24 protein-coding genes are annotated in these 24,215 nt (G+C 72.1%); 18 read left to right on the plus strand and 6 right to left on the minus strand.

The features are described 5' to 3' along the window. The first annotated feature begins 24 nt into the window (after positions 1-24). The 3 genes from ACQP2Y_RS37470 to ACQP2Y_RS37480 are packed head-to-tail and all read left to right on the plus strand — an operon-like array spanning position 25 to position 3,121. The gene (locus ACQP2Y_RS37470; RefSeq protein WP_433720973.1) at positions 25-615 is read left to right on the plus strand and encodes a CGNR zinc finger domain-containing protein; all 591 of its coding nucleotides are present in this window, start codon (positions 25-27) and stop codon (positions 613-615) included. A gap of 44 nt (positions 616-659) precedes the next feature. After that, a complete protein-coding gene (locus ACQP2Y_RS37475) occupies positions 660-1,085 on the plus strand; it encodes an RIP homotypic interaction motif-containing protein (protein ID WP_433720974.1) in 426 nt (141 codons plus the stop codon). Next, positions 1,082-3,121, plus strand: coding sequence for a tetratricopeptide repeat protein (locus ACQP2Y_RS37480; RefSeq protein WP_433720976.1), 2,040 nt, complete (start codon positions 1,082-1,084; stop codon positions 3,119-3,121). Before ACQP2Y_RS37475 ends, ACQP2Y_RS37480 begins: the two co-directional genes overlap by 4 nt. Positions 3,122-3,125: 4 nt before the next feature. Here ACQP2Y_RS37480 and ACQP2Y_RS37485 read toward each other — a convergent pair whose 3' ends face one another. Next, positions 3,126-3,566, minus strand: a complete 441-nt coding sequence (locus ACQP2Y_RS37485) for a hypothetical protein (RefSeq protein WP_433720977.1) — start codon at positions 3,564-3,566, stop codon at positions 3,126-3,128. 94 nt (positions 3,567-3,660) lie between these two features. On the opposite strand from ACQP2Y_RS37485, the gene ACQP2Y_RS37490 reads away from it, so the two are divergent. The 6 genes from ACQP2Y_RS37490 (at position 3,661) to ACQP2Y_RS37515 (ending at position 10,522) form a co-directional block, all read left to right on the plus strand. Beyond that, positions 3,661-6,750: a M4 family metallopeptidase gene (locus ACQP2Y_RS37490; protein ID WP_433720979.1), complete on the plus strand. Its 3,090-nt coding sequence runs from the start codon at positions 3,661-3,663 to the stop codon at positions 6,748-6,750. Positions 6,751-6,947: 197 nt separating this feature from the next. Continuing rightward, positions 6,948-8,093 (plus strand): DUF1996 domain-containing protein, encoded by a 1,146-nt coding sequence (locus ACQP2Y_RS37495; protein ID WP_433720980.1) that lies wholly within the window; start codon positions 6,948-6,950, stop codon positions 8,091-8,093. Between the two features lie 70 nt (positions 8,094-8,163). Further along, positions 8,164-9,363 (plus strand): cytochrome P450, encoded by a 1,200-nt coding sequence (locus ACQP2Y_RS37500; RefSeq protein ID WP_433720982.1) that lies wholly within the window; start codon positions 8,164-8,166, stop codon positions 9,361-9,363. Beyond that, on the plus strand, positions 9,360-9,554 hold the full coding sequence (locus tag ACQP2Y_RS37505) for a ferredoxin (protein ID WP_433720984.1): 195 nt from the start codon (positions 9,360-9,362) through the stop codon (positions 9,552-9,554). Before ACQP2Y_RS37500 ends, ACQP2Y_RS37505 begins: the two co-directional genes overlap by 4 nt. Positions 9,555-9,626: 72 nt before the next feature. Beyond that, the gene (locus ACQP2Y_RS37510; protein ID WP_433720985.1) at positions 9,627-10,127 is read left to right on the plus strand and encodes an SMI1/KNR4 family protein; all 501 of its coding nucleotides are present in this window, start codon (positions 9,627-9,629) and stop codon (positions 10,125-10,127) included. Then, entirely contained in the window at positions 10,124-10,522 is a 399-nt protein-coding gene (locus ACQP2Y_RS37515; RefSeq protein WP_433720987.1) for an ester cyclase, read from the plus strand. Before ACQP2Y_RS37510 ends, ACQP2Y_RS37515 begins: the two co-directional genes overlap by 4 nt. Here the strand turns inward: ACQP2Y_RS37515 and ACQP2Y_RS37520 are convergent. Continuing rightward, positions 10,509-11,414: an oxidoreductase gene (locus ACQP2Y_RS37520; RefSeq protein WP_433720989.1), complete on the minus strand. Its 906-nt coding sequence runs from the start codon at positions 11,412-11,414 to the stop codon at positions 10,509-10,511. The two genes, ACQP2Y_RS37515 and ACQP2Y_RS37520, sit on opposite strands and share 14 nt — an antisense overlap. Positions 11,415-11,544: 130 nt before the next feature. Here ACQP2Y_RS37520 and ACQP2Y_RS37525 point away from each other — a divergent pair, with 130 nt between their 5' ends. Continuing rightward, on the plus strand, positions 11,545-12,414 hold the full coding sequence (locus ACQP2Y_RS37525) for a helix-turn-helix transcriptional regulator (protein WP_433720991.1): 870 nt from the start codon (positions 11,545-11,547) through the stop codon (positions 12,412-12,414). A gap of 91 nt (positions 12,415-12,505) precedes the next feature. Further along, positions 12,506-12,946, plus strand: a complete 441-nt coding sequence (locus tag ACQP2Y_RS37530) for a VOC family protein (protein ID WP_433720992.1) — start codon at positions 12,506-12,508, stop codon at positions 12,944-12,946. Here the strand turns inward: ACQP2Y_RS37530 and ACQP2Y_RS37535 are convergent. Further along, on the minus strand, positions 12,943-13,851 hold the full coding sequence (locus ACQP2Y_RS37535; RefSeq protein ID WP_433720994.1) for a LysR family transcriptional regulator: 909 nt from the start codon (positions 13,849-13,851) through the stop codon (positions 12,943-12,945). The two genes, ACQP2Y_RS37530 and ACQP2Y_RS37535, sit on opposite strands and share 4 nt — an antisense overlap. A 66-nt stretch (positions 13,852-13,917) precedes the next feature. Here ACQP2Y_RS37535 and ACQP2Y_RS37540 point away from each other — a divergent pair, with 66 nt between their 5' ends. From ACQP2Y_RS37540 to ACQP2Y_RS37555, 4 genes are all read left to right on the plus strand, one after another. Further along, positions 13,918-14,703, plus strand: coding sequence for an inositol monophosphatase family protein (locus ACQP2Y_RS37540; RefSeq protein WP_433720995.1), 786 nt, complete (start codon positions 13,918-13,920; stop codon positions 14,701-14,703). Positions 14,704-14,729: 26 nt separating this feature from the next. Then, complete coding sequence (locus ACQP2Y_RS37545; RefSeq protein ID WP_433720996.1) at positions 14,730-15,344, plus strand: NAD(P)-dependent oxidoreductase; 615 nt, start codon at positions 14,730-14,732, stop codon at positions 15,342-15,344. 142 nt (positions 15,345-15,486) lie between these two features. Further along, positions 15,487-15,681: a hypothetical protein gene (locus ACQP2Y_RS37550; protein ID WP_433720997.1), complete on the plus strand. Its 195-nt coding sequence runs from the start codon at positions 15,487-15,489 to the stop codon at positions 15,679-15,681. Then, positions 15,648-18,413, plus strand: coding sequence for an ATP-binding protein (locus ACQP2Y_RS37555; protein ID WP_433720998.1), 2,766 nt, complete (start codon positions 15,648-15,650; stop codon positions 18,411-18,413). The genes ACQP2Y_RS37550 and ACQP2Y_RS37555 overlap by 34 nt, the downstream gene beginning before the upstream one ends. A gap of 9 nt (positions 18,414-18,422) precedes the next feature. Here ACQP2Y_RS37555 and ACQP2Y_RS37560 read toward each other — a convergent pair whose 3' ends face one another. Beyond that, on the minus strand, positions 18,423-19,394 hold the full coding sequence (locus ACQP2Y_RS37560; protein WP_433721000.1) for a DUF1152 domain-containing protein: 972 nt from the start codon (positions 19,392-19,394) through the stop codon (positions 18,423-18,425). An 82-nt stretch (positions 19,395-19,476) separates the two neighbouring features. Beyond that, complete coding sequence (locus tag ACQP2Y_RS37565) at positions 19,477-21,186, minus strand: alpha/beta hydrolase (protein ID WP_433721001.1); 1,710 nt, start codon at positions 21,184-21,186, stop codon at positions 19,477-19,479. A gap of 157 nt (positions 21,187-21,343) precedes the next feature. Between ACQP2Y_RS37565 and ACQP2Y_RS37570 the strand changes: the two genes are divergently transcribed. After that, positions 21,344-21,631, plus strand: a complete 288-nt coding sequence (locus tag ACQP2Y_RS37570) for a hypothetical protein (protein ID WP_433721002.1) — start codon at positions 21,344-21,346, stop codon at positions 21,629-21,631. Between the two features lie 21 nt (positions 21,632-21,652). After that, positions 21,653-22,495 (plus strand): alpha/beta fold hydrolase, encoded by an 843-nt coding sequence (locus ACQP2Y_RS37575; protein ID WP_433721003.1) that lies wholly within the window; start codon positions 21,653-21,655, stop codon positions 22,493-22,495. 6 nt (positions 22,496-22,501) lie between these two features. On the opposite strand, the gene ACQP2Y_RS37580 is transcribed toward ACQP2Y_RS37575, so the two are convergent. After that, complete coding sequence (locus ACQP2Y_RS37580) at positions 22,502-23,371, minus strand: AraC family transcriptional regulator (RefSeq protein ID WP_433721004.1); 870 nt, start codon at positions 23,369-23,371, stop codon at positions 22,502-22,504. 124 nt (positions 23,372-23,495) lie between these two features. On the opposite strand from ACQP2Y_RS37580, the gene ACQP2Y_RS37585 reads away from it, so the two are divergent. Beyond that, entirely contained in the window at positions 23,496-24,182 is a 687-nt protein-coding gene (locus tag ACQP2Y_RS37585) for a DNA alkylation repair protein (RefSeq protein WP_433721006.1), read from the plus strand. The last annotated feature ends 33 nt before the right edge of the window (positions 24,183-24,215 follow it).

Below are 24,215 nucleotides of genomic sequence, written 5' to 3' on the forward strand. Positions count from 1 at the left end.
TTTCATCCGTGATAGATTCCTGGAGTGCGCACCTGGTTGCTTCCCGACGAGCCGGTTCCGGTCCGCCTGATGGCGACGATCTGGGCCGACACCGACGGCGTGCACGACGACCTCGCCGGGCCACCGGATCTCGATGAGTGGCTGGACGCGATCGGGGTGGCCCGTCATGGCGCGACGGCGACGCGGGACGAGTTCCTGCGCGCGCGGGCGCTGCGCGATTCCGTCCGCCGGCTGGCCGCCTTCGTCACCGGCGACGACCGTCCCGCGGCGGCCTCGGCCGTGCCGGACGTCCGGCAGGCGCTCGAGTCCGTGAACGCCGTCGTCCGGGAGCTTCCGGTCCCCCAGTTGGTGATGCACGAGGCGAGCCTCGAACTGGCCGCCGGATCCGCGGCCTCGCCGGTGACCGCCGCCCTTGCCGAGGTGGCCGCCGAGGCCCAACAGCTGCTGAGCCGCGGTTCGCTGCTGCGGGCCTGCCACGCGCCCGGATGCGTGCTGTACTTCGCCAGGACGCACCCACGCCGCGAGTGGTGCTCGGTCGCCTGCGGCAATCGCGTCCGCGCGGCCCGCCACTACCGGACGGTCAGATCCGCGCGTCCGACCCGAGATCCACTGTGACCGGTCTGGTATATGTCGTTGCATCCGGTGAGGAAGGCGTGGCCATGATCGAAGTGGGCGAGCTCGCGGGCACCGTCGTGCCGCTGCTCTCGGCGGCGGCCGGGGCGTACGGCAGCGCGGTGGTCAGCAAGGCCACCGAGCAGGGCACCGACGCCGCGGCGAACGCGACCGTGGGTGCCGGGCGGCGGCTGCTGGGCCGGCTGCTGAAGTCACCGCGCGCGGCGCAGGTCGGTGCCGCGGTGACCGACCTGGGCGAGAATCCGGCCGACGAGGCGTTCGCCGCGGCGGTGTACGCCCAGGTCAAACGCGCGCTGTCGGAGGATGCCGAGCTGGCTGAGGAGATCGCGGCGATCGTCGCGGCCTCCCCCGTACGCGGGGACACCTTCACCGTCACCGTGACGAACTCGACCGGGGTGCAGGTCGGCGACCACAACGTCCTGTCCGTCCACCAGCCGCCGCCGGCGCGGTGACCGGCCCGGCCGGGCAGCCGCCCGCCGGCGGCGTCACGGTCACCGGCTCGGCCAACGTGCAGGTCGGCACCGGCAACGTGCACAACGTCATCTCGCTGGGCGGTACGGCGGCACCCACGCCGGACACCGTGGACGCTCCACCGGGGCTGGACAATCTGCCGCCGGCGTCGGCGGTGTTCGAGGGGCGTGATGTCGCCGCGCTGGACGACGTGCTGGTCCGCGGTTCGGGTCAGGCCGCGGTGCTCGGCCTGGGTGGCGTCGGGAAGTCCGAGCTGGCAGCGCACTACGCGCGGGCGTTCCGGGCTCGCCACTCACTGGTGTGGTGGATCACCGCGGACACCGCGGCGAACGTGCAGCTCGGTCTGGCCGCGTTGACGAGCCGGCTGCATCCGGTGGCGACGCTGGCGGACGCGCGTTCCTGGGCGCTGGGCTGGCTGCAGACCCATCGCGACTGGTTGCTGGTGCTGGACAACGTGGAGGACGTCGCTGACATCGAGGCGCTGCTGGCCCAGGTGGCCGGGCGGGGCCGGGTGGTGGTGACCACCCGCCGCGATCTCGGTACGGCCCGGTGGGCCCGGCTCGGGTTGACGCCGTTACGGCTGGGCGTGCTGGACCGGTCGGCGAGTGTGCAGCTGTTGCAGCGGCTGACCGGGCTGGACGACCGCGACGGCGCCGGCCGGCTGGCGGCGGCCCTGGGTGATCTGCCGCTGGCGTTGGAGCAGGCCGCGGGGTACGTCAGCCAGCACGAGGGTCTCGGTTTCGACGACTACGTCCGGTTGCTGACCGACCGGTTCGCGCTGGTCGCGGCCGACCCGGGCGAGGGGGACTCGGCGCGGCGGACGGTGGCCACGATCTGGCGGGCCGGCATGGACGCGGTGGCCGGGCGGTCGTCGCTCGCTGTGCGGGTGCTGCGAGTGCTGGCCTGGCTGGGCCCTGACGCCGTACCCGTGGAGGTGATGTCCCCGCCGCATGCTGATCCGGTCGCGACCAGCGACGCGCTCGCGGTGCTGGTGTCCTTCAGTCTGATCAACCGCCGGGCGGGCGAGGTGAGTGTGCACCGGCTGGTGCAGGCCGTCGTCCGGCAGGACCAGGACGCGGCCGCCGCTGTCTCGATCGTGCGGGCCGCGATACCGGAGGCTCCGCTGACGAATGTCGCGGGCTGGCCCCGCTGGAACCAGCTGCTGCCGCACATCGACGCGCTGACCCGGCACGCCGGGCCGGCCCACAGCAACACCCAGCTGATGTACGTCAACGACCAGGCAGCGGTCTACCGGCAGTTCCAGGGCCAGGTCTCCGCCGCGGTCGAGCTGTTCGAGCAGGTCCTCGCCGGCCGGCAACGCGTGCTCGGCGACAACCACCCGGACACTCTGACCAGCCGCCACAACCTCGCGGGCGCCTACCAGGCGGCGGGCCGGGTGGCCGCGGCGATCGAGCTGTTCGAGCAGGCCCGCACCGACCGGCAACGGGTCCTCGGCGACGACCACCCCGACACCCTGGCCAGCCTGAACGACCTTGCCTTCGCGTACCGGGCGGCCGGGCGCCTGGCCGAGGCGATCGTCCTGTTCGAGCAGGCCCGCGCGAGCCGGCGCCGGGTGCTCGGCGACGACCATCCGGACACCATGGTCAGCCGCAACAACCTGGCCAGCGCCTACCAGGCGGCGGGGCGGGTGGCGGAGGCCGTCGACCTGTTCGAGCAGATCGTCACCGACTCGCGGCGCGTGCTCGGCGACGACCACCCCGACACGCTCGCCAACCGCTACGACCTCGCCTACGCGTACCACGTGGCCGGGCGGGTGACCGAGGCGATCGACCTGTTCGAGCAGGTCCTAGCCGACCGGCAGCGGGTGCTCGGCGACGACCATCCGGACACCCTGTCCAGCCGCAGCGACCTCGCGTACGCCTACCGCACGGCCGGCCGCCTGACCGAGGCGACCGAGCTGTGGGAACAGGTCCTCCGCGACCGCCGACGCGTACTGGGCGACGACCATCCGCGGACCACGGAGATCGCGTCACTGCTGCGGGGTCAGGAAGCTTGATCGGTCAGCGGCGGCCCGCGGCCAGGGCGACCAGGAACTGGCCGCCGCCCGGGTCGACGCTGGCGGTCACCGGCAGCCCGGGCACCAGCCGGGAGAACCGGTCGACCAGCCAGTCCGCCGCCTCCTGGGCGTCCTTGCGGCTCGGGCACCGGGCGACCAGCTCCCGGCCGCCCTTGCGCTCGAGGCGGTCCGCGACCGCGACCAGCGGCGCGGGCTCGACCACGTGCAGCCGGTCCGGCCAGGCGATGACCACCTTGACCGCGCCCTTGCGGGTGTTGCAGGCGCGGTGGGCGAGCCGCTCGGTGACCTTGGCCTTGCGATCGGCGGTACGGCTGTCGACGCTCGGACCCCGCGGGTCGTTCACCGACATGCCGGCGTCGACCGGCTCATCGCACACCCAGCACCGCCAGCCGTCACGCTCGCCCACGTCATCAAGGAGACTCATCCCAGCAAACTAGCCCCTTCCCGACGGGGCTGCTCATTCAGCGTCGGTCCGGTATCGTCCCCTCCTCATCGAAGATCGACGGGGGAAAATAGGGATGGCAGTCCGGCATCGCCGTGTACCGATCGCGCTCGCCGCCGTACTGGTGCTCACCGGGGCCGGGGTCGCGATCGCCCGCGAGGTCCCCGCCGATCCCCCGCCGAGCTGGAACGAGGCCGCCGCGCCCCGGCCGTCTGCCACCGAGCTGCCCGCCGCCGATAAGCCGGCGGCGACCGCGAAGCCGAAGACCTCCGCCACCTCGGCGACCGAGCCGGCGGTCACCCGCGCCCGGGCGGTCCGGGACGCGCGTACGGCGATCCGCCGCAACGGCACGGCCATCCGGTCCGCTCCCGGCGAGCAGTACCGGGTGGTGGACACCATGGTGGACGCGGCCGGCACTCGGCACGTCCGGTTCCAGCGCACGCATCAGGGCCTCGCCGTGCTCGGCGGCGATTTCGTCGTCCACTCGGCCGCGACCGGCCGGTTCACGGACGCCACCGTGGCCCAGCGGCAGGCGATCGACGTTCCGGCGACCGCCAAGGTCGACCGCAAGCAGGCCGTCGCGGCTGCCGAACGGTTCGCCGGGCAGCAGGGCGCCGGCAACGCGCGACAGGTGATCGACGCCTTCGCCGGCGAGCCGGTGCGCGCCTGGGAGGTGACCGTCGGCACTCGGCTGGTGATCGTCGACGCGACCACCGGGACGGTCCGCCGCGCGTACGACAAAGTGCTCACCGCCGAGGCGGGCACCGGGCACGGGATGCTGGTGGGTGACGTCCCGCTGAGCACCACCCGGCTGGCCGACGGCGCGTACACGCTGGTGGACCCCGACCGGGGCGGCAACACCGTCCGCGACGGCCTGAACGAGGACTTCGTGTTCGAGCCGAAGAAGTTCGCCGAGTTCACCGACGCGGACAACGTGTGGGGCGACGGCACCCGCGCCGACCGCGCCACCCTCGCTGTCGACGTGCACTACGGCATGGCGAAGACCTGGGACTACCTGCGGGAGTCGTTCGGCCGCTCGGGTCTGCGCAACGACGGCAAGGGCCTGACCGCGTACGTCCACCACGACGTCGACGAGGCCAACGCGGCGTGGAGCAGCTCCTGCCAGTGCGTGTACTTCGGCGACGGCGCGCCCACCGGCAAGCCGTTCACGGCCCTCGACGTGGTCGGGCACGAGGTGGCGCACGGCCTCAGCTACCGTACGGCCGGCCTGGTGAGTTCCGGCGAGTCGGGCGGGCTGAACGAGTCCAGCAGCGACATCTTCGGCACGCTGGTCGAGTTCGCGGCGGACAACCCCGTCGATCCGCCCGACTATCTGATCGGCGAACTGACCGGGACCCGCGCCCCGGCGCTGCGCCAGATGGACGAGCCGAGCCGCGACGGCAAGTCGCTGTCCTGCTGGGTCCCGACGGCCAAGAGTCTCGACCCGCACTACTCGTCGGGCATCGGCAACAAGTTTTTCTACACGCTGGCCGCGGGCAGCGGCGCGACGCGATGGGGAGACAGCCCACCGTGTGGCGGCGCCGCGCCGGTCACCGGCATCGGCAACGACCGCGCCGCGCAGATCTGGTACCGCGCCCTCACCGTCTACATGGTCTCGAACACCAACTTCTCCGGCGCGCGGGATGCGACCATCCGCGCGGCCGCGGACGTGTACGGCCCGGACAGCGTCGAGCGGCGCACCGTTGACGGCGCCTGGCTGGCCGCGGGGGTGGACGGCTCCGACCCGGCGTACGGCGCCCCGCAACTGGCGTACTTCGAGGACAGCACGCCCTCCCCGCACGTCGGGGACTCCGTACGCATCCAGGTCAGCGCCCGCGATCCGCAGGGACAGCCGGTGACCTTCAGCGCCGCCAATCTGCCGCCCGGAGTGTCGATCGACGCCGACGGGCTGATCACGGGCACGCCCACGGTCAAGGGCGACTACCCCGGCGACATCATCGCGACCGACCCCGACGGCAACTCCGGGCGCGAGCTGATGTGGTGGGTGGTCAAGGGCCCGCCGGTCGCCCAGTCGGTGCCGCCGACCCAGACGATGCAGCTGGGTTACGGCGCCTTTGGCAACTTCAGCGTGACCTTCACCGACGCACCGGACCACCTGGTCGATTCCACCGACTCGTTCCAGGTGACCGCCACGGGCCTGCCCGCGGGCCTCACCCTCGGGTTGCGCCGGCCGGCTTCGGGCACGCTGGTCGCCGCCATCGGCGGGATACCCACCACCGCCGGCTCCGGCACCACCGTGCTGACCGCCACCGACGCCGACGGTGATCAGGCGACGGCTTCGGTGCCCTGGCAGGTTCTGCCGGCGCAGCCGCCGGGCGCTCCGGTCAGCGTGTCGGTCGCCGCCGGCAACGGCACCGCGCTGCTGGAGTGGGTCAGGCCCAGTTACGGCACCGGCGTGATGGTCCCCACCGGCTACATCGTGCGGCTCTCCCCCGGCCAGGAGACGACGCTTCCGGCCGCCGCCCGGTCGTTGAACCTGACCGGGCTGGACACCCGCCGCGCGTACACGATCGGGGTGCGGGCCACCAGCACGATCGGCGACGGCGCGGAGAAGACGGTCACGCTGAGCCCGACCGCCCTCCCGCTGACGGTGACGCCCAGCGCGTTCGCCTACGGCAAGTCGGCCACGCTCACCGGCAAGGTCCTCCGCGGCAGCACGGCGATCGCCGGCACGTCGGCGACGCTGGAACAACGGCCGGCCGGCAAGACGGCCTGGGCCCGGATCACCACGGTGAAGACCGACGCGAAGGGCGCCTGGCGGGCGACCATCAAGCCGTCGATCACCACGACCTACCGCATCCGGTACGCGGGATCGCCGGGCGCCTGGCCGGCAACATCGGCAACACCGGCGGCGACGGTCCGCTACACCGCCACGATCAAGGCGAGCACCACCAAACCCAAGGCCAACAAGAACATCAAGCTCACAGGTACGGCAAAACCAGGCCGCGCGGGCGTGAAGGTGACCCTGCAACGCAAGTCGGGCTCCAAGTGGGTGACCGTCACGACGGCAAAGACGACGTCAAGCGGGTCGTACTCATTCACCCGGTCCTTCAAGCGTGGCACCTGGACCCTCCGGGTCTCGGTGGCGGGCGGCGCCTACAACGCGGGCGCAACCAGCAGCGGAGTAACCCTCAAGGTCAAGTAGTCATCCACCTGTTTGCCGCTAACACTTTTTTGGGGTCAGGCGGCGGATTCTGTCCTGTTGGACAGTCATTCTTTGTTCCGGCTTAAGGGCCTGTCAGGTGCGCTTCCCACCGGCCTACCATTCCGGCGGTCGCTCGGTTCGGCCGACTTGTCGTGTTCGCTTGTTGGGAGTGACCTGTGCCGCGTTTCCCTTTCCCCGTGCCTGAGTCCGGTCGCCATGTCCGGCGCGGGCGGGGGCTGGCTGTGGCCGGCGCCGGCGTGACCGTCGCCCTCATCACCGCGGTGGTCGTGTCGGTGAGTCTCACCCAGGCGTCCGCCCGCCAGCAGCCGCAGGCCGTGGATCAGAGCCGCGCGCAGACATCAGCACCTGGCACAACACCGCCGCCGACAACCGCGACGTCGTCCCCGAAGAAGCCGTCGGTCACCGCCACCGCCACCCAGCAAACGCCGAGAGCCGGCTGGCTCCCGGTCGACCGGGCAGCCTGGAACGCGCAGGTCGCCAAGTACAAGGCCACCAAGGCCGACCCGCCGGGCAACGCCGGCAACCTGCCGGAGTTCCGGGCCGACTGCCGCTACAGCCACCGCAAGCCCGACGACCCGATCGTCTTCCCGGGGCTGCCGGGCGCCTCGCACATGCATTCCTTCGTCGGAAACAAGGCCGTGGACGCGAACACCGTGGCCGGCGATCTGATGAAATTCACGGCCACCACGTGCAAGCCGGTCGTGGACCATTCTGCCTACTGGGTGCCGACGCTGTACGAGGCCGCGACCCGCAAGCCGGTCGAGACCACTGGATTCCGGGTCTACTACCGCTCGCTCCGGAAGAACTCGGACGGGATCATGCCGATGCCGAACGGGCTGAGGATGGTCGCCGGGGACGCCAAGAAGAAGCAGCCGACGCCGCGCGGCGCGCAGGGTCAGTTCTACTGCGCCTTCTACGGACCGGGTGACATCAATGGCGTCGCCCGCAGCGACAACGGCAACTGGCCGATCTGCGGTGAGCCGGCGAGCCTGCATTTCATGTTGCAGTTCCCGGACTGCTGGGACGGCAAGAACCTGGACAGCCCGCACCACAAGGAGCATGTGGCGTTCGGGACGGACGCTGGGTGCCCGGCCGGCCATCCGGTCCGGATTCCGGCCTTGACCTTCGATATCGCGTACGGGGCCAAGGGCTCGAAGGCCGGCTACTACCTCTCCTCCGATCCGCAGGGCCGCAGTGCCTCGTCGATGCACGGCGACGCGTTCGTCATGTGGAACGTCAAGGAAATGAACCAGCGGGTCCGGAACTGCATCGCCCAGCGCCGGACCTGCGACAACGATGGCTACGACCCGTTCTCCTACTGACTCAGGGATATTGACCTTCGTCGAAGTCGCGTAAGGTGGTTCCCCGACTACACATTGTGGAGGTTCGGGGATGTCTCTACCTGCGTTGCCGCTGCCGGACGAGGACCAGCTGCCGTTCGACCCGCCGCCCGAGTACGCCCGGCTGCGCGCCGACCCGCAGGTCGTCCGCGTGACCTGCCCGACCGGCCTGGACGCCTGGCTGGTCTCGGACTACGCGGGAGTCCGGGAGGTGCTCGGCGACGGCCACCGCTTCTCGACCCGGCCCGGTCAGGCCGCTCACGTGCTGGACGCGTTCGGCGGGCCGGAGTCGCCGGTCACCGGCTTCAGCCAGCTGGACGGCCCGGAACACATCCGGATCCGGCGCAACTTCGCCCCGCAGGTGTCCCATCCCCGCCGGCTGGCCGAGCTGCGGCCGCTGGTCGAGCAGATCACCGACGAGGCGATCACCGGCATGCTGGCGTCCCCGCAGCCCTATCCGTTGCACAGCCAGTTCTCCACCGCGATCACCACCGCGGTGATCGCCGAGCTGATCGGGGTGCCACCCGAGCAGCGTCACCTGCTGCACGACGCGGCCGCGGCCCTGTTCAGGACGTCCACCACGCCGGACGAGCTGCGGCGGGCGATCGAGCCGCTGTGGGCGTACCTGTATGAGCTGGTCGCCACCCGCCGGGGCCGGCCCGGCGACGACGTGCTCAGCCGGATGATCGAGCACAGCGCCGACAGCGAGCGCCCGCTCACCGACGAGGAACTGACGCAGATGAACGGCGCGCTGCTCGTCGCCGGCTTCGACACGACCGCGTCCATGATCACGTACGGTCTGGTCTGCCTGCTGAACACCCCGGGACAGTGGGCGAAACTCTGCGCCGAGCCCGAGCTGGCCGCCTCGGCGGCCGAGGAGCTCGTGCGCTACCTGGGCGTCAGCATCGGGCTGCTACGGCAGGCCACCGAGGACACCGTGGTGAACGGACAGCCGATCAAGGCGGGCGACTACGTGGTGGTGGCGGTGCAGTCGGGCAACCGGGACACCGCGCTGCACCCGGACGCCGACACGTTCGACGTGGCCCGCAGACCCGGCGCGCACCTCGGCTTCGGGCACGGCGCGCACGCCTGCGTGGGTCAGCAGATCGCCCGGATAGAGCTGACCACGGTGCTCGGGGCGCTGGCCCGCCGGGTGCCGGCGTTGCGGATCGCGGTGCCACCCGAGGAGATCGTGTGGAAGAAGGACTCCGTGGTCCGCGGCCCCGTCGAGCTGCCGGTGACCTGGTCGTGAGAGTCACCGTCGACCGCGATCTGTGCATCGGCGCGGGCATGTGCGTGCTCACCGCGCCGGCCGTCTTCGACCAGGATCCGGAGGAGGCGGTCGTGGTGCTGCTCGACGAGCAGCCGCCGGAGTCGGAACGGCAGGCGGTGGAGCAGGCGGTCGGCCGCTGCCCCGCCGCGGTCATCCGGCTGCTGCCCTGATCCGTTGCCACAGCCGGTCCCGGGATCGCGGACGGGGTGGCGGAGAGTCGCGGCACCGTCGATGATCGTCCGATGACCGATGACGAGGTTGTCGCCGCCATCAGCGCCCGGGTCGACGCCGGCCGGGGCGCCGACCTGCCGGAGCCGTACCCACAGGAGCCGGCCTCGGCGGAAGCCCTGGCCGAGGCCGAGCAGACCATCGGCTTTCCGCTGCCGCCGCTGCTGCGCCGCCTCTACCAGGAGGTGGCCAACGGCGGCTTCGGCCCGTTCGGCGGAGTGGAAGGCGTCGAGGACGGTTACGCCAGCGAGGACGGCATGCTGGCGGACTACGTCCAGTGGCGGGACGACGAGATCCCCGACGACTTCCCGGCCTGGACACCCGGCGTGGTCTCGTTCTGCAACTTCGGGGGCGCGATGTGGGCGCTGCTCGACTGCCGCACCCCCGAGGGGCGGATCCTCTTCCTGGACCAGAGCACCCTGCACCCGCTCGACCTCACCCTGAGCCAGTGGTTCGAGCGGTGGCTCAGCGACGACCTCGACATGCACAAGCTCGTCACTGCGGGTCAGCCGTGAGCAGCGTCGCCGAGCTGCGCGCCCGCTACCAGGCGTATCTCGACTGCCTCAACGCGCGGAGCTGGTCCGAGCTGGGCGATTTCGTCGACGACGAGGTGCGCTACAACGGGCGGCCGGTCGGGCTGGCCACGTACCGCGAGCAGCGGGAAGCGGAGGCCCGGGACATCCCGGACCTGCGCTACGACGTCGAGCTGCTGGTGTGCGAGCCACCGCACATCGCGGCCCGGCTGCGGTTCGACTGCACCCCGAGCGGGGACTTCCTCGGGCTCCCGGTCCGCGGGCGGCGGATCCGGTTCACCGAGAACGTCATCTACCGATGCACCGGCACGAAGATCACCGACGTCTGGTCGGTGATCGACAAGACGGCCGTCGAGGCTCAGCTCAGAGATAGCTGACGCCCGTCAGTTCCTCGGCTGCCGCCCAGAGACGCCCGCCCGCCGCCGGGTCGGTGGCCTCCCGGCTGAATCGGGCCTCGGTGACCCGGCCCCGCGTCTCCCAGAGCCCGGCCGGGCCGAAGAACTGCCCGCCCTGCACCCCCGGGTCGGTGGCGGCGCGCAGCTGCGGCAGCGCCCCCTGCTCCACCGGCTGGGTGGCCACCAGGCCCACGCGCGCGATGACCCGGCCCAGCCGGCCGCGGTGTTCCCAGGCCCGCGGGGTCAGGTTGGTGCGGGTGAGACCCGGATGGGCCAGCACGCTGACGACCGGCGAGCCGGCGGCGCGCAGGCGGCGGTCCAGCTCGACGCCGAAGATCGTGGTGGCGAGCTTGGACCGGCCGTAGACGGCGGAAGCCCGGTAGCCCCGCTCGGCCATCAGGTCGTCGAAGTCGAGGCGCGCGGTCCGGTGCGTGATCGAGCTGAGGCTGACCACCCGCGCCGCCCGGGCCGCGGCCAGGTTGCCGAGCAGGAGGCCGGTCAGCGCGAAATGGCCCAGCATGTTGGTGGCGAGCTGCAGTTCGAAGCCGTCGGCCGAGGTGCGGCGGGGACCGAGCAGCACCACGCCGGCGTTGTTGACCAGCAGATCGATCACCGGGTGGTCGGCGGCCAGCTTCGTGGCGAACCCCCGTACCGAATCCAGCGAGGCCAGGTCCAGCTCGCGCACCTCGACGTCGCCGCCGATCCGGCGGGCGGCCGCCGCGCCGGCGGCGGTGTTGCGGACGGCGAGCACGACGTGCGCGCCGTGGCGGGCCAGCTCGGTGGCGGTGACCAGGCCCAGGCCCGAGTTCGCGCCGGTCACGACCGCGGTCCGGCCGTGCTGGTCGGGGATGCGGTCGGCGGTCCATCCGGTCATCTGCTGCTCCTGACGGTTTCGGTGCGTGGACCGCTGACGCTAGGAGCGATCCCGGCCGGTTCCGTCGTTCCCGCCTGCCTAGGTCTGCCGGACCTACCCACGGTGGTCCGGGCCGCGGCACACTTGCGGCATGAGCAGGCCCCATCCGTACGCTCGTGAGCTCGGCGACTTCCTGCGCGCCCGGCGCAGCAGGTTGCGCCCGCACGACGTCGGCCTGGAGCCGGGTGGCCGGCGCAAGGTCACCGGGCTGCGCCGCGAGGAGTTGGCCCTGCTGGCCGGGCTGAGCACCGACTACTACCAGCGGATGGAACAGGGCCGGGAGGTACGCCCGTCCGACGAGGTCCTGGAGGCCCTGGCCGGCGCACTGGCGCTCGACGACGAGGAACGCCGCCACCTGTTCACCCTGGCCTACGCGGCTCGCCGACCGATGCCGGCACGGCCGGAGCACGGCCCGGAACGGGTGCCGGACAGCACCCGGCGGCTGCTGCGCGTGATGGACACCCCGGCGGTCGTGCTCGGCCACCACCTCGACCTGCTCGCCTGGAACACGATGGCGGAGGCGCTGCTCGGCGACCCGCACGGCTACCCGGCCGACCGGCTCAACATGCTGCTGCAGATGTTCGACGACACCCGGACCGGCGAGCGGAGCTGCCCGGACTGGGAGCGCCAGGCCCTGGACTACATCGGCATGATGCGCGCCGCCGTGGCCACCGACCCCACCCATCCCCGCGCCACCGCGATCGTCGGGGAGCTGAGCATCCGCAGCGCCGAGTTCCGGCGGCTGTGGGCCCGGCACGACGTCCGCGAGTCGGTCAGCGGCACCAAGACCTTCCCGGTCCCCGAGGTCGGCGACATCGTCCTGGACTGGGACACCTATCCGCTGCCCGGCAACCCCGGCCCGGTCATGCTCATCTGGACCGCGGAACCGGGCAGCGCCGACGCGGACCGGCTGCAGCTCCTGGCGTCCTTACACGCGACCCGCTCCGCACACTCCCGGTGAAAAGACCGGCGAGTATGTCGAGAACGGCGTGGCGGCCGCGTCCCCGGTGCGGAGACGGTCATCCTGGCCGTCCGGGACCGAGGAGATCAGCATGACGATCCAGCGGATGGACAACGTCCTCATTGTGGTCGAGGACCTCGACGCGGTCATCGCGTTCTTCGTCGAACTCGGCCTGGAGCTGCAGGGCCGGGGGCCGGTTGAGGGGCCCTGGGTGGAGCAGGTCATCGGGATCGCCGACGTCAAGCAGGACATCGCGATGCTGCGGACCCCGGACGGCCGCTCCGGCGTCGAGCTGGCCAGGTTCCACACCCCGGAGGCGATCAGCGCCGAGCCGCGCATCGCCCCGGTGAACACGCTGGGCATCCGCCGCATCATGTTCGCCGTCGACGACATCGACGAGGTGGTCGCCCGCCTGCTCGCCCACGGCGCCGAGCTCGTCGGCGAGGTGGTGCGGTACGAGGACGCGTACCGGCTCTGCTACGTCCGCGGCCCGGAGGGCATCATCGTCGGGCTGGCCGAAGAGCTCGGCTAGCGTCCGCCGAGGGCCGCGCTCAGCACGTCCCGGGTCTGCTCGCGGAGCCAGGCGTGGCCGGTGTCGGTGTCGTAGCGCTGATGCCAGTTGCCCACGATCGGCACCGGCGGCAGCCGCAGCGGCTCCGGCAGCGGTGCGACGGCCAGCCCGAAGGCCGCGATCAGCGGGCGGCACATCACCTCCGGCACGGTCACGACGGCGTCGCTGTGGCCGGCCACGTGCAGGGCGGTCGCGGTGGTGCCGACCGCGGCCAGCACCCGGCGGTGCAGGCCGTGCGCTTCGAGCAGCTCGTCCACCGGGTCACTCAGCCGGCCGCGGCGGGAGACGAGCAGGTGCGGCTGAGCCGCGTACGCCTCGAGATCCAGACCCCCGGCGTACGGGTGATCACCGCGCAGCACCACGACGAGCCGGTCGTGGCCGACGGTCTCGGTCCGGATCTCCGGCAGGTCCGGGGTCGTCGCGCCGATCTCCAGGTCCACCCGGCCGTGCCGCAGGTCGTCGGTGTCCACGGCCGTCTCGGTCAGGAACCGCACCCGGACGCCCGGCGCCCGCTCGGCGATCACGGCCAGCAGCGGCGCAGCCAGTGCCGTGGTCAGGGCGTCGTGGCACTGCAGCGTGAACGTGCGTTCCAACGTCGCCAGGTCCAGGTCGCGGCTCGGTGCCAGCACCGCGCCGGCCTGCCGGACCAGCCCGCTGACCTGCTCGCGGACCGCCAGGGCGTACGGGGTGGGCGTCATGGTCCGGCCGGTCCGCACCAGGATGTCGTCGCCGGTCAGCTTCCGGATCCGGCCGAGTGAGCGGCTGACCGCGGGCGATGACAGGTGCAGCCGCTCGGCCGCTCCGCGCACGCTGCCCTCGACGAGCAGGGCGTCCAGCGTCGTCAGCAGGTTCAGATCCAGTTGCATGGCGGTAAACGTTATCTTAAAGAGAGTGCACTGTACTTAACTGAGCGCGGGGCCAAGACTCAGGTCATGACCGATGACCTGATCTCCACCACCACCGATCTGGTCCGGGAGGCCGGCGCTCGCCTGCGGAGCTTCTACGCACCCGGCAACCGCGTCGCCACCGAGGACCAGCTGTTCGCGGGCCTGCGGCGGCACGACGACGCCGTGGCCGACCTGCTGCGGCCCGCCCTGCTCGCCGCTCTGCCCGGCTCCGGCTGGGAGGAGGACGAGCACGCCACCGGCCCGATGGCCGGCGGCGACCGGTGGGTCGTCGACCCGGTCGGCGGCAACCTCAACCTGGTCCACGGCATGACCGACTGGAACATCGGCGTCACGCTGGTCCGCAACGGCCGCCCGGACTTCGTGGTGCTCTACGCGCCCTGGTCCGACGAGCTGTTCACCGCGGTCGGCGGCGGCGGGGCGTACCTCAACGGCACCCGGATGACGGTCTCCACGAAGACCGACCTGGCTCTCGCCCTGACCGGCACCGGCCAGGCCCGGCCCAGCCACTCGGCCGCGGTGGCCCGGAGCGTCGGCACCTCGATGACCGCGATGCTGCAGCACGCCCTGTACGTCCGCTCGTCGGTGCCGGTCGGGCGCGAGCTCACCCAGGTGGCGGCCGGACGCCTGGACGTGCACTGGCAGTTCGAGAACGTGCGCTCGCACATCGGCCCGCTGCTGCTGGTCCGGGAGGCCGGCGGCGTCGTCACCGACTTCGACGGCAAGCCGTGGGAGGTCACCAGCACCGGTTACGTGGCCGCCGCGCCCGGTGTGCACGCCGCCGCCCTCGACGTTCTGCAACGCACGCTCTGACCCTCCACAGTGATCGAGGAACTGTCATGCGCATTGCCGTACTCGGCGCCACCGGCGCCACCGGGACTCTGCTGGTCACCGCCGCGCTCGAACAGGGGTTGCCGGTGACGGCCATCGCCCGGCAGCCCGGACGCGTACCAGCGCGACCCGGGCTGACCACGGTCGCCGCCGACGTGCACGACCCCGAGTCCATCGCCCGGGCCGTCGCCGGATCCGACGTACTGCTGTCCGGGCTCGGCGTCGTCAAAGGCAATCCGCCCGGCGTTCTCACCGCCGGGGCCAAGGCCGTCGTCGCCTCCGGCGTCCCCCGGGTCGTCTGGCTCGGGGCGGTGGGCACGGGCCCGTCGGTCGATGTCGCCGGCCCGCTCACCCGTGCCCTGCTCAGCGTCTTCCTGCGGGACGAGGTCGCTGACAAGGTGGCGGCCGACGCCACGATCATCGCCGCGGGCGGGACCGTGTTCCACGCCGGCATGCTGACCGACGGCCCGGTCGCCCCCGGCCGGCGCACCCTGAGCCTGGACCGGACCCCGAGACGGTTCTTCCCCGGCCGGGTGAGCCGGGCGACGGTCGCGGCGGCCATGGTCGAGGAGGCGGTACAGGGACAGTTCCCCGGACAGACCGTCACGATCAGCAGCACCTGAGAGCAGGCTCATAGGTATGCCTAGGCGGCCCGCGTACCCCGTCTGAACCAGGGCGACCGCCAAGATAGGTGATCGCGTCCGATGTGACAGCTCCCCCGTCAGCCGAGGATTGATCCATCACCGGTTGACAAGGAGAGAAGCCATGATGATGCACCCGGACATCCTGTTGGACCTGGCCCACGACCGGCACCGTGAGCTGGTCGCCGAGGCGGAGCAGGGGCGCCTGCTGAGCAGCGCCCGGCGGGCCCGCCGGGCCCGCAAAGCCGCCGTCGCCCGCGGCCGTCCCACCGGTACCCTGGCGTCGTGCGAACCATCCGCGGCGGTGCCAGCCCGGTGATGATCGGGCGGGAGAGCGAGCTGCGCCGCCTGGCGCGGCTCGCTTCGGCGCATGAGCCGGCGGTCGCGCTCATCGCCGGCGAGCCCGGCATCGGCAAGACCCGGCTGGTGCACGAGTTGCTGGCCGGGGTGCCGGCGGAGACCGTGGTGCTGGTCGGCCAGGCGGAGCCCGGCTCGCTGTCCCGGCCGTACGAGGTGCTGCTCGACGCCATCGACGGCCACCCGGACATCGACGAGGAACAACTGGCCACCCTCGCGGACCCGCGGCGCAGCCCGGTCGAGCGCCTGCACATCGGGCTGGCCATCCTGGCCGACCTGATCGGCGACTCCCCCGCCGTCCTCGTCTTCGAGGACCTGCACTGGGCCGACTCGGAGAGCGCGGCGCTGTTCGAGCGGATCGCCGACCAGCGCGGGCCGCGGCTGCTCATCGGGACGTACCGGCCGGACGAGGTGACCCGCCGCCAGCCGGTGGCGGGACTGCTGGCCCGCACCGAACGCCGGCACGCCGTCACCCACGTACGGCTGGATCGCCTCACCCCCGCGCAGACCGCGGCGATGCTGGCCGCGGCCACCGGCTCGCCGGCGCCGCTGCGCGCCGCGACGGCGCTGCACCATCGCACCGGCGGCAATCCCTTCTTCCTGGAGGAGCTGCTGCGCGCGCTGCCCGGGTACGACGTGGAGGCGCTGGTCGAGCAGCCGTTGCCGTGGAGCCTGGCCGACGTGCTCCGCCGCCAGGTCGACGACCTCGACCCGCTCAGCCACCGCATCGTCGAGGCGGCCACCGTGCTGGGCCACCGCATCTCGTTCGATCTGCTGGCCGACGTGACCGGCACCGGCGAGGACGAGCTCATCGCCGCGCTGCGCGACCTGGTCACCAGCGGTGTCCTGGTCGAGTCCGGCGAGGACGAGTTCGCGTTCCGGCACGCGCTGGTGCGCGAGGCGATCGCCGATCAGATGCTCGGCCGGCAGCGCCGCCGGCTGCACGAGGCGGCGCTCGACGTGCTGCTGCGCAAGGGCGACGCCGGCCTGATCGCGAACGACGGCGGAGCCGACCCGGCCATGGTGGCCCACCACGCCCGCGGCGCCGGCCGGTACGACGACATGATCGCCGCGGCCCGCCGCGGTGCCGCCCTCTACCTCTCGATCGGCTCGGCCTACCAGGCCCTGCAGCTGGCCGAGATGGGCCTCGACGAGGTGCCCGACGACACCGAGCTGCTCGCCGCCGCGGCCCGGGCCGCGTGGCTGGCCGGGCTGCTGGACGACGCGCTGCGCTACGGCCGACGCTGGCGGGACCTCGCCGGCACCTCGACCGACCGGGCCGAGTCGCTGTATCTGCTGGTCCGCATCGCCTGGGAGTCGCGCGCGACCGACGAGATGCGCACCCTGACGCAGGACATCGAGACGCTGATCGCGCAGCTGCCGCCCGGCGCCGACCAGGCCCGGGCGATGACCGCGATCGCGCAGTCGGCGTACCTGCGGGACGACGCCGACGCCGCGCTGCACTGGTCGGACAGCGCCCTGGCCCTGGCCGACGAGTTCGACCTGCCGGCCGTGCGCCTGGCCGCGCTGCTGGAGAAGGGCTCGACCCTCACCGAACGCCCGCAGACCGCCGCCGAGGGCCGGGAGATCCTGTCCGGTCTCGTCGACGAGGCCGAGAAGGCGGGCGAGTGGGTGCTGGCCGCGCGCGCCCTCAACAACCTGGTGCACGGCGAGCCGCCCACCTCACCGGCCGAGCACGCCGAGACCCTGGAACGGATGCGGGTCGACGCCGAGCGGGCCGGCTTCGAGTCGCTCGCGGTGGCCACGTACTTCCAGGGCCGGGCCCGGCTGGCGATCCGGGCCGGCGACCTGGGCGCCGCCATCGCGGCGCTGGAGAGCGGACGCGAGCAGGACCGCGGCTACCGGCGCCGGGGCCGCTGGGCCGACTACCACGGAGTCTTCCTGGCCGGGCTCTACCTGGAGGCCGGCGAGCTGGACCGGGTCGAGCAGCTCATCACCGACCTGGCCGCCCTGACCGACAACCCGCCGACGACCATCCCCGGCCTCGCGTTCAACGTCGCCTGCCGCCGCGCCGACCTGCCCCGCGCCGAGGCAGCCCTGGACGAGCTGATCACGGCCCTCGCCGACGAGAACTGGCGCAGCGGCGAGCAGGCCCACGACCTGATCTCCGCCGCCCTGGAGATCGGCCTGCCGCCGCACCAGCTCGACCGGATGGCCGCCGCGCTGCTCGACGAGGACGTGTGGGACGCCTACCGGACCCTCGTCGACGCCCAGCTCGCCGAGGCGCGCGGCCGGCACGCCGAGGCACTCACCGGCTACCTGTCCATCACCGAGGCGCACATCCTGGGCCCGGCCAACCGCGGCACCGTCCGCGTCGGCGCCGCCCGCTGCCTGCTCGCGGAGGACCGGCGCGAGGAGGCCACCGCGCAGGCCGAGGCGGCCGCGTCCCTGCTGGCCGGGTGGCGCGGCTGGCGCGTGGACCAGCTCGCCCGGGTACGCGCCCGGCTCGGCATGGCCCCGGTCGACGCCCCACCGGCAGTGACCGGCCCGGCCGCGCTGACGCCCCGCGAACGGGAGGTGGCCGTGCTGATCAGTGACGGGCTGACCAACCCGGAGCTGGCCCGGCGCCTCTACATCTCACCGAAGACCGCCGCCGTGCACGTGTCGAACATCCTGCGCAAGCTGGGCGTCTCGTCGCGTACGGAGGTGGGCGACCTCGTCGGGCGGCACTGACCTCGGTGGTCAGTGCGGATACACGCGCGGGATGCGGGGCGAGATCTCGGCCCGGAACTTCTCGATCCGGCCGGTCACCTGACGCCGGCCCCAGGTGTTCTCGAGGCGGTCGAGGTACAGGCACCGGGCGGCGAGCTTGTCGAGGTCGACGGTGAAGTACATGGCCATCAGCGGATTGACGAACAGGGTGCTGCCGCTGGTGCGCCGGGTGAACTGGACGTCGCCGAAGTCGCCCCTGGTGGCCGCGGCGATCTGGCCGTGGACGATCGTCGGCCGCTCGGGCGTGGCGGCCTGGGCATGGGCGACGGCGTCGCGGTACAGCTCCGCCTCGCGGCTGGCGCCGGGGATGGACAGGGCCCCGAGATAACCGCCGTCCCGGTCGAGGGCGGCGAGGTTCTCCAGCACCTCGACATGGTTGACGCCGTCATGGGCGTCGATCCCGAAGCCGAGACAGGTCACCAGTTTCACCGCCACGTCCAGCCCGGCCACGGCGGCGAGGCTGGTGATGTCCTCCACCGGTGTGCCGAGGTTGCTCTCGTCGCCCCGCAACAGGATGTCGGTGCCGCCGTCTACCAGCACCACCGCGTCGATCTCCAGCTGGTCGATCAAGTGCCGGTAGCCGGCCCGCAGGCGTTCGACCCCGAGCGGCGGGAAGGCGTACACCGTCGAGGGCAGGTCCTGATCCGCCAGCCACCGGGCCAGTGTCCGCTCGGGGAAGTACCAGTCCGTGCTGGCCGAGTCGGGCGTCACCACCGCGACGTTCTCCGCCGCCCAGCTGTCCCGGTCGAGCAGGACGAGCTCGGAGAAGGACAGGTTGGCCAGGTGCACCTGGACGCCGCTGCGCCACAGGGCCAGGGCCAGGGGCAGGCCGGCGTACACATCGAACCCGCCGCCGGCCCCGGCGATCAGGACATTGCGAGCCGGAGCCAGCGCGGCGAACAACGGCGGGGTGGTCAACGAGAAGGTGCCGGATCCGATCACGGCCCCATGATCCAGCGACTACCGGGGAATCCCAAACCGCTCGCGTGGGCGGGGCAGCCGCAGCCACCCCGCCCACGAGCGGTCACTTCGCCGGCGTCAGCGGCGACTCCGGGATCAGCGTGACGACCGGCGGGCGCTGCTTACCGGTCGGCGAGGACAGCGTGGTGGCCTCCCCCGGCGGCGGCAGCGGCTCGGTGAACGGCTGCACCGAGTCCGTGCAGACCGTGCCCTTGGCGGGCGGCGTTCCGGTCAGCAGATAGTTGTCGATCGCGGTGGTGGCGCACACGCCCGATCCGTACGCGGTGTGCCCCCAGTTGTTGCTCGACAGCAGCCGCGAGTTCGGCAGCAGCCGGCTCGACGAGACGGCTCCCTGGTAGTTCGTCGCCGGGTCCCAGAAGTTGCCGACGACCAGCACCGGGGCGGCGGTCCGCTTGGTGAACGGCCCGCGGTAGGCGTCCTCGTCCTGGACCGTCCACGTCTTGTGGGCGCACTGGCTGTCGATCCAGCCCCATGCCCGGCCGAAGTACGGCGCCTGCTGGTCGCGACGGGCAGTGGCGGCCGGCCAGAGCTCGGCGTTCGCCGGGTGCCGCCCGTCGGTGCAGATGACAGCACTGCTCGCCTCGAAGCCGTTCTGGTACGGGAAGTCGTACCCCCGCTTGGTCGCCTTCGCCGCCCGGGCCCGTTCGGTCAGCGCGGCGGTTGAGCCCGCGTTCAGCGCCGCCCAGACCTCGGCGGCGATCTCCGTGACCACCTGGCCGGCGTCGGTCCCGTAGAGCGAGCCCAGGATGGCGCTGACGAAGACCGCGTACGTGACGGTGATCGTGCCGCCGGCGCCGTCCGGCAGTTCCAGCGGCTTCGCCCGCAGTTGCCGGGTGATGGTCTCGAAGTTCTTGACCGGGTCGCCGTCGGCGAAGACGCAGAACTTCTCACCGGCCCGGTCGCAGCGCTTCAGGATCTCGATCAGCGCCCGGTACGCGCCCTCGGACGAGCGCAGCCGCTCGTCGAGGATCTGCCGGGTGTTACCGACCCAGGCGGTCGGGTCGAGCACGCCGTCCACGGCCAGCGCGCGGAACCGGTCCGGGAACATGTTCGCGTAGTACTGACCGAGCGCGCTGCCGTAGCTGAAGCCCAGGTAGTTGAGCTTGCGGTCACCCACGGCGCGGCGCATGACGTCCATGTCGCGGGCCACCTCGGCGGTGGACATCGCGCCGGACAGCGGTCGGCCGGTGGTGGAGCAGGCCTTACCCAGCCGCTTCGACCCCTGCACGTACCGCTGCTCCTCGGTCTTCGTGACCGGGAACGGCACATTGAGCAGATCGAGGACCGCGGTCTGGTCCTTGACCGACTTGAAGCAGCGGATGTTCGCGCTGGCCCCGATGCCGCGGGGGTCGACGCCCACGATGTCGAAGCGCTGGAGCAGCGAGTCGCTGAGGAAGTACGGCGCGAACTGCACGAAGTCGGTCGCCGATCCGCCCGGACCGCCGGGGTTGAGGAACAGGCTGCCGATCTTGCGCTTCTGGTCCTTGGCCTTGATCCGCAGCACGGCGATCTCGGTGGTGGCGCCCTTCGGCTGGTCGTAGTCGAGCGGCAGCTGAGCGGTCGCACACTCGGCGATGTCGTAACACTTGTACCAGCCGAGCTTGGGCGTGGGCACGGCGTCGACCCGCCGGCTCTCCGCCTTGCTGGTGCGCTCGGCGGCGGCCGGGGCGGCCGACCCCGGCGCGGCGGCGACGCCGGCCAGCACGATGCCGGCCAGCGCTGCGGTCAGTAGTCGGTGCGTCTTCAATGACATACGGACGACCCTTCTGACGGTGGCCCGCGGCGGCGGTGCCGCGCCCCCCGGCATAGTAGAGCGTCGATGCCACGCTGAGTGATCATCCGGCGCTTCACAGCATTCGGGCCGGCGGTGTTCCCCACGCGGGGGCCTGCGCGCGATACCCTGAGCGCATATGGCTACCTTTCGCAGTTCCTCAACGCTTGTCTCGGCCGACGGCACCAGGACGCCCGGCACCGCCGCGCTCTTCGCGGAGCCCAGTCGCCGAGGCGGCATCCCGCCGTGGGCGGGCGACTTCCGGCCCGCGAACGACGCCGGCTACGGCCCCAAGAACGCCATCGGCAAGACCTTCACGCTGGAGCTGCCGGACGGCCGCACCGGCAAGGTCGTGGTGCAGAGTCTCAAGACCGGTAAAGGCGGCGTCACGCTGGCCCTGATGGGCGAGGACGCGCCCCCCTTCTGATCGGCGGGTGGGGAGCCGGGCATGCAATCCACGTTCCGTACGCCCGGCGGCGTCACGCTCGGTATTGAGCATTTCGGTGACGGGGCGGCACCCCTGGTGCTGCTCGCCGGTGGTACGACCATGCTTTCCTGGCCCGACTCGCTGTGCACGGCCCTCGCTCGCGGCGGACGTCACGTGGTGCGCTACGACCTGCGTGACTCCGGTGCGTCGTCGACCGTTGATCCGGACGCGCCGGCGTACACGTTGCGCGATCTTGCCGCCGATGCCGCCGCGCTCGCCCGCGGGCTGGACGACCAGCCGGCGCAGCTGGCCGGCATCGGCGTCGGCGGGATGGTCGCCCAGGTCGCCGCGCTGGACCACCCGGACGCCTTCTCGGCGCTCACCCTGGCCGGCACGCGGCCGGTGGCACCGGGCCCGGTCGACGACGACCTGCCCGACCACGACGCGGCGACCATGAGCCGGGCCTTCGCGCTCCCGCTGCCCGACTGGTCCGACCGCGCCGCGGTGGCGCAGAGCGCCGCCGCCCGCGCGGAGATCCTCGGCGACGACCCGGCCGCGGCCCGAGCGACGGCCGAGCGGATCTTCGACCGTACGCCGGACCCGCGGCCCGCCGTGCAGATGGCCAACCAGCTGGGCCTGGTGTTCGCCAAGCTCGACTGCGGGCCGCGCTGGCGCGAACGTCTGCCCGAGCTGACGATCCCGACGCTCGTGGTGCACGGCCGTCGCGACCCGTTCTTCCCGCTCGGCAACGGCGAGGCCCTCGCCCGCGAGATCCCCGACGCCCGGCTGCTCGTGCTCGACCGGGCCGCGACCAAGATTCCCGACGCCGCCGCCGAGGTCGCCGCGGCGATGCTCGCGCTGTAGGACGGGTTACGCCGGTTCGACCGGGAGCCACAGCTCGCAGGTCGCGGTGCTGAAGTCCTCCGCGCGCTCGAGGACAGCGACGATCGAGGGTCCCGGCCGGAGCCGCCAGGGATTGGACGGGAACCATTCGGTCGCGGTCGCGGCCCAGGTCTCCTGCAGCGCCTGCGGATGCGGTCCGGCGGTGCGGAAGACCGCCCACCGGCCCGCCGGTACGCGAATGGCGTCGAGGTCCTCGGGCACCGCAGTGTCGTCGGAGACAGCGACTCCGTGCAGGTAGGTGAGCTCGCTGCCCTCGGCACTGTCCGGGTCGAGGTCGTCGGTGACCTGCAGCAGGCCTTCCGGCTCGGTGTTGCCGAGAGCCTTGAGCCGGCCGTGCTCCTCCGGCGGCAGCCCGGCGATGTGCTGCTGGATGTGCGGGTTGACGCCCCGGTGCAGCAGCGGGACCCGGGCGGCGTGTCCGGCGAGCCGGAATGCGGGCCGGTCGACGATGCGGGTGTCCATGGAAATGCTCCCTTCGACGGTCAGGCGGAACCTGAGCTGTGGTTGTGTGCGAAGGGGACCGCCGTGACGCCGGACGTCACCCGGGCCGGCGCCGTGGACCGCCCGGAACGCCCGGCCGAACGCCTCGGTGGAGCCGTACCCGTGCCGGACGGCGATGGCCAGCAGATCGTCCTCACCCCTGACGACCTCGGCGGCGGCGACCGTCATGCGACGCCGACGCACGTACTCCGACAGCGGCATGCCGGCCAGCGACGAGAACACCCGGCGCAGGTGGTACTCGGTCGTGCCGAGCTCCCTGGCCGTCGCGGTGACGTCGAGTTCCCCGGTCAGATGCTGCTCGACCAGGTCGACCAGCCGGTTGAGGGCCGCTATCACGAGGCCTCCCTTCGAGATCGATCCTGGCCTGCGGCGGGCCGGCGGCGCCCGATCATCGGCGTCCGATCCGATCATCCGCCGCGCCTCGTAGGCTGACACCCCCAGGTGAGGAGGTGAGGCCGAGGTGGCTGACACGACGGTGGACGAGGTGCTGGCCGAGCTGGCCGCGCTCGAGGACCCGAAGGTCCGCGCGGTCAACGAGAGACACGGCGACGATCACGGGGTGAACCTCACCAAGCTGCGCGCGGTGGCGAAGCGGCTCAAGGTCCAGCAGGACCTCGCGCGGCGGCTCTGGGCGACCGACGACACCGCGGCGAAGCTGCTGGCGCTGCTGATCTGCCGGCCCAAGGAGTTCGGGCGGGACGAGCTGGACGTGATGGTCCGCCGGACGCGTACGCCCAAGGTGCACGACTGGCTCGTCAACTACGTGGTCAAGAAGAGCCCGCACGCCGAGGAGCTGCGGCTGGCCTGGTTCGCCGATCCCGACCCGGTGGTCGCGAGCGCCGGCTGGGCGCTGACCACCGAACGGGTGGCGAAGAGGCCGGCCGGCCTGGATCTCGACGGACTGCTCGACATCATCGAGGCCGGGATGAAGGACGCCCCCGACCGCCTGCAGTGGGCGATGAACCACTGCCTGGCCCAGATCGGGATCGAGCACCCGGAGCACCGCGCCCGCGCGATCGACATCGGCGAGCGGCTCCAGGTGCTCAAGGACTACCCGACGCCGCCGAACTGCACATCGCCGTTCGCACCGATCTGGATCACCGAGATGGTACGCAGGGAAAACTCGGGCACTCCAAAAAACTTCTGAGAATCTTCGGCGGAGTCGTCGATCGGGGCGGGC

The sequence above is a fragment of the Actinoplanes sp. CA-051413 genome (assembly GCF_050955795.1).
Taxonomy (GTDB): domain Bacteria; phylum Actinomycetota; class Actinomycetes; order Mycobacteriales; family Micromonosporaceae; genus Actinoplanes.

Coding starts and splice junctions, on each gene's coding strand:
- ACQP2Y_RS37475 (WP_433720974.1), top strand. CDS start 660: ATGATCGAAGTGGGCGAGCTCGCGGGCACCGTCGTGCCGCTGCTCTCG.
- ACQP2Y_RS37485 (WP_433720977.1), bottom strand. CDS start 3,566: ATGAGTCTCCTTGATGACGTGGGCGAGCGTGACGGCTGGCGGTGCTGG.
- ACQP2Y_RS37490 (WP_433720979.1), top strand. CDS start 3,661: ATGGCAGTCCGGCATCGCCGTGTACCGATCGCGCTCGCCGCCGTACTG.
- ACQP2Y_RS37500 (WP_433720982.1), top strand. CDS start 8,164: ATGTCTCTACCTGCGTTGCCGCTGCCGGACGAGGACCAGCTGCCGTTC.
- ACQP2Y_RS37510 (WP_433720985.1), top strand. CDS start 9,627: ATGACCGATGACGAGGTTGTCGCCGCCATCAGCGCCCGGGTCGACGCC.
- ACQP2Y_RS37520 (WP_433720989.1), bottom strand. CDS start 11,414: ATGACCGGATGGACCGCCGACCGCATCCCCGACCAGCACGGCCGGACC.
- ACQP2Y_RS37525 (WP_433720991.1), top strand. CDS start 11,545: ATGAGCAGGCCCCATCCGTACGCTCGTGAGCTCGGCGACTTCCTGCGC.
- ACQP2Y_RS37530 (WP_433720992.1), top strand. CDS start 12,506: ATGACGATCCAGCGGATGGACAACGTCCTCATTGTGGTCGAGGACCTC.
- ACQP2Y_RS37535 (WP_433720994.1), bottom strand. CDS start 13,851: ATGCAACTGGATCTGAACCTGCTGACGACGCTGGACGCCCTGCTCGTC.
- ACQP2Y_RS37540 (WP_433720995.1), top strand. CDS start 13,918: ATGACCGATGACCTGATCTCCACCACCACCGATCTGGTCCGGGAGGCC.
- ACQP2Y_RS37545 (WP_433720996.1), top strand. CDS start 14,730: ATGCGCATTGCCGTACTCGGCGCCACCGGCGCCACCGGGACTCTGCTG.
- ACQP2Y_RS37550 (WP_433720997.1), top strand. CDS start 15,487: ATGATGATGCACCCGGACATCCTGTTGGACCTGGCCCACGACCGGCAC.
- ACQP2Y_RS37565 (WP_433721001.1), bottom strand. CDS start 21,186: ATGTCATTGAAGACGCACCGACTACTGACCGCAGCGCTGGCCGGCATC.
- ACQP2Y_RS37570 (WP_433721002.1), top strand. CDS start 21,344: ATGGCTACCTTTCGCAGTTCCTCAACGCTTGTCTCGGCCGACGGCACC.
- ACQP2Y_RS37575 (WP_433721003.1), top strand. CDS start 21,653: ATGCAATCCACGTTCCGTACGCCCGGCGGCGTCACGCTCGGTATTGAG.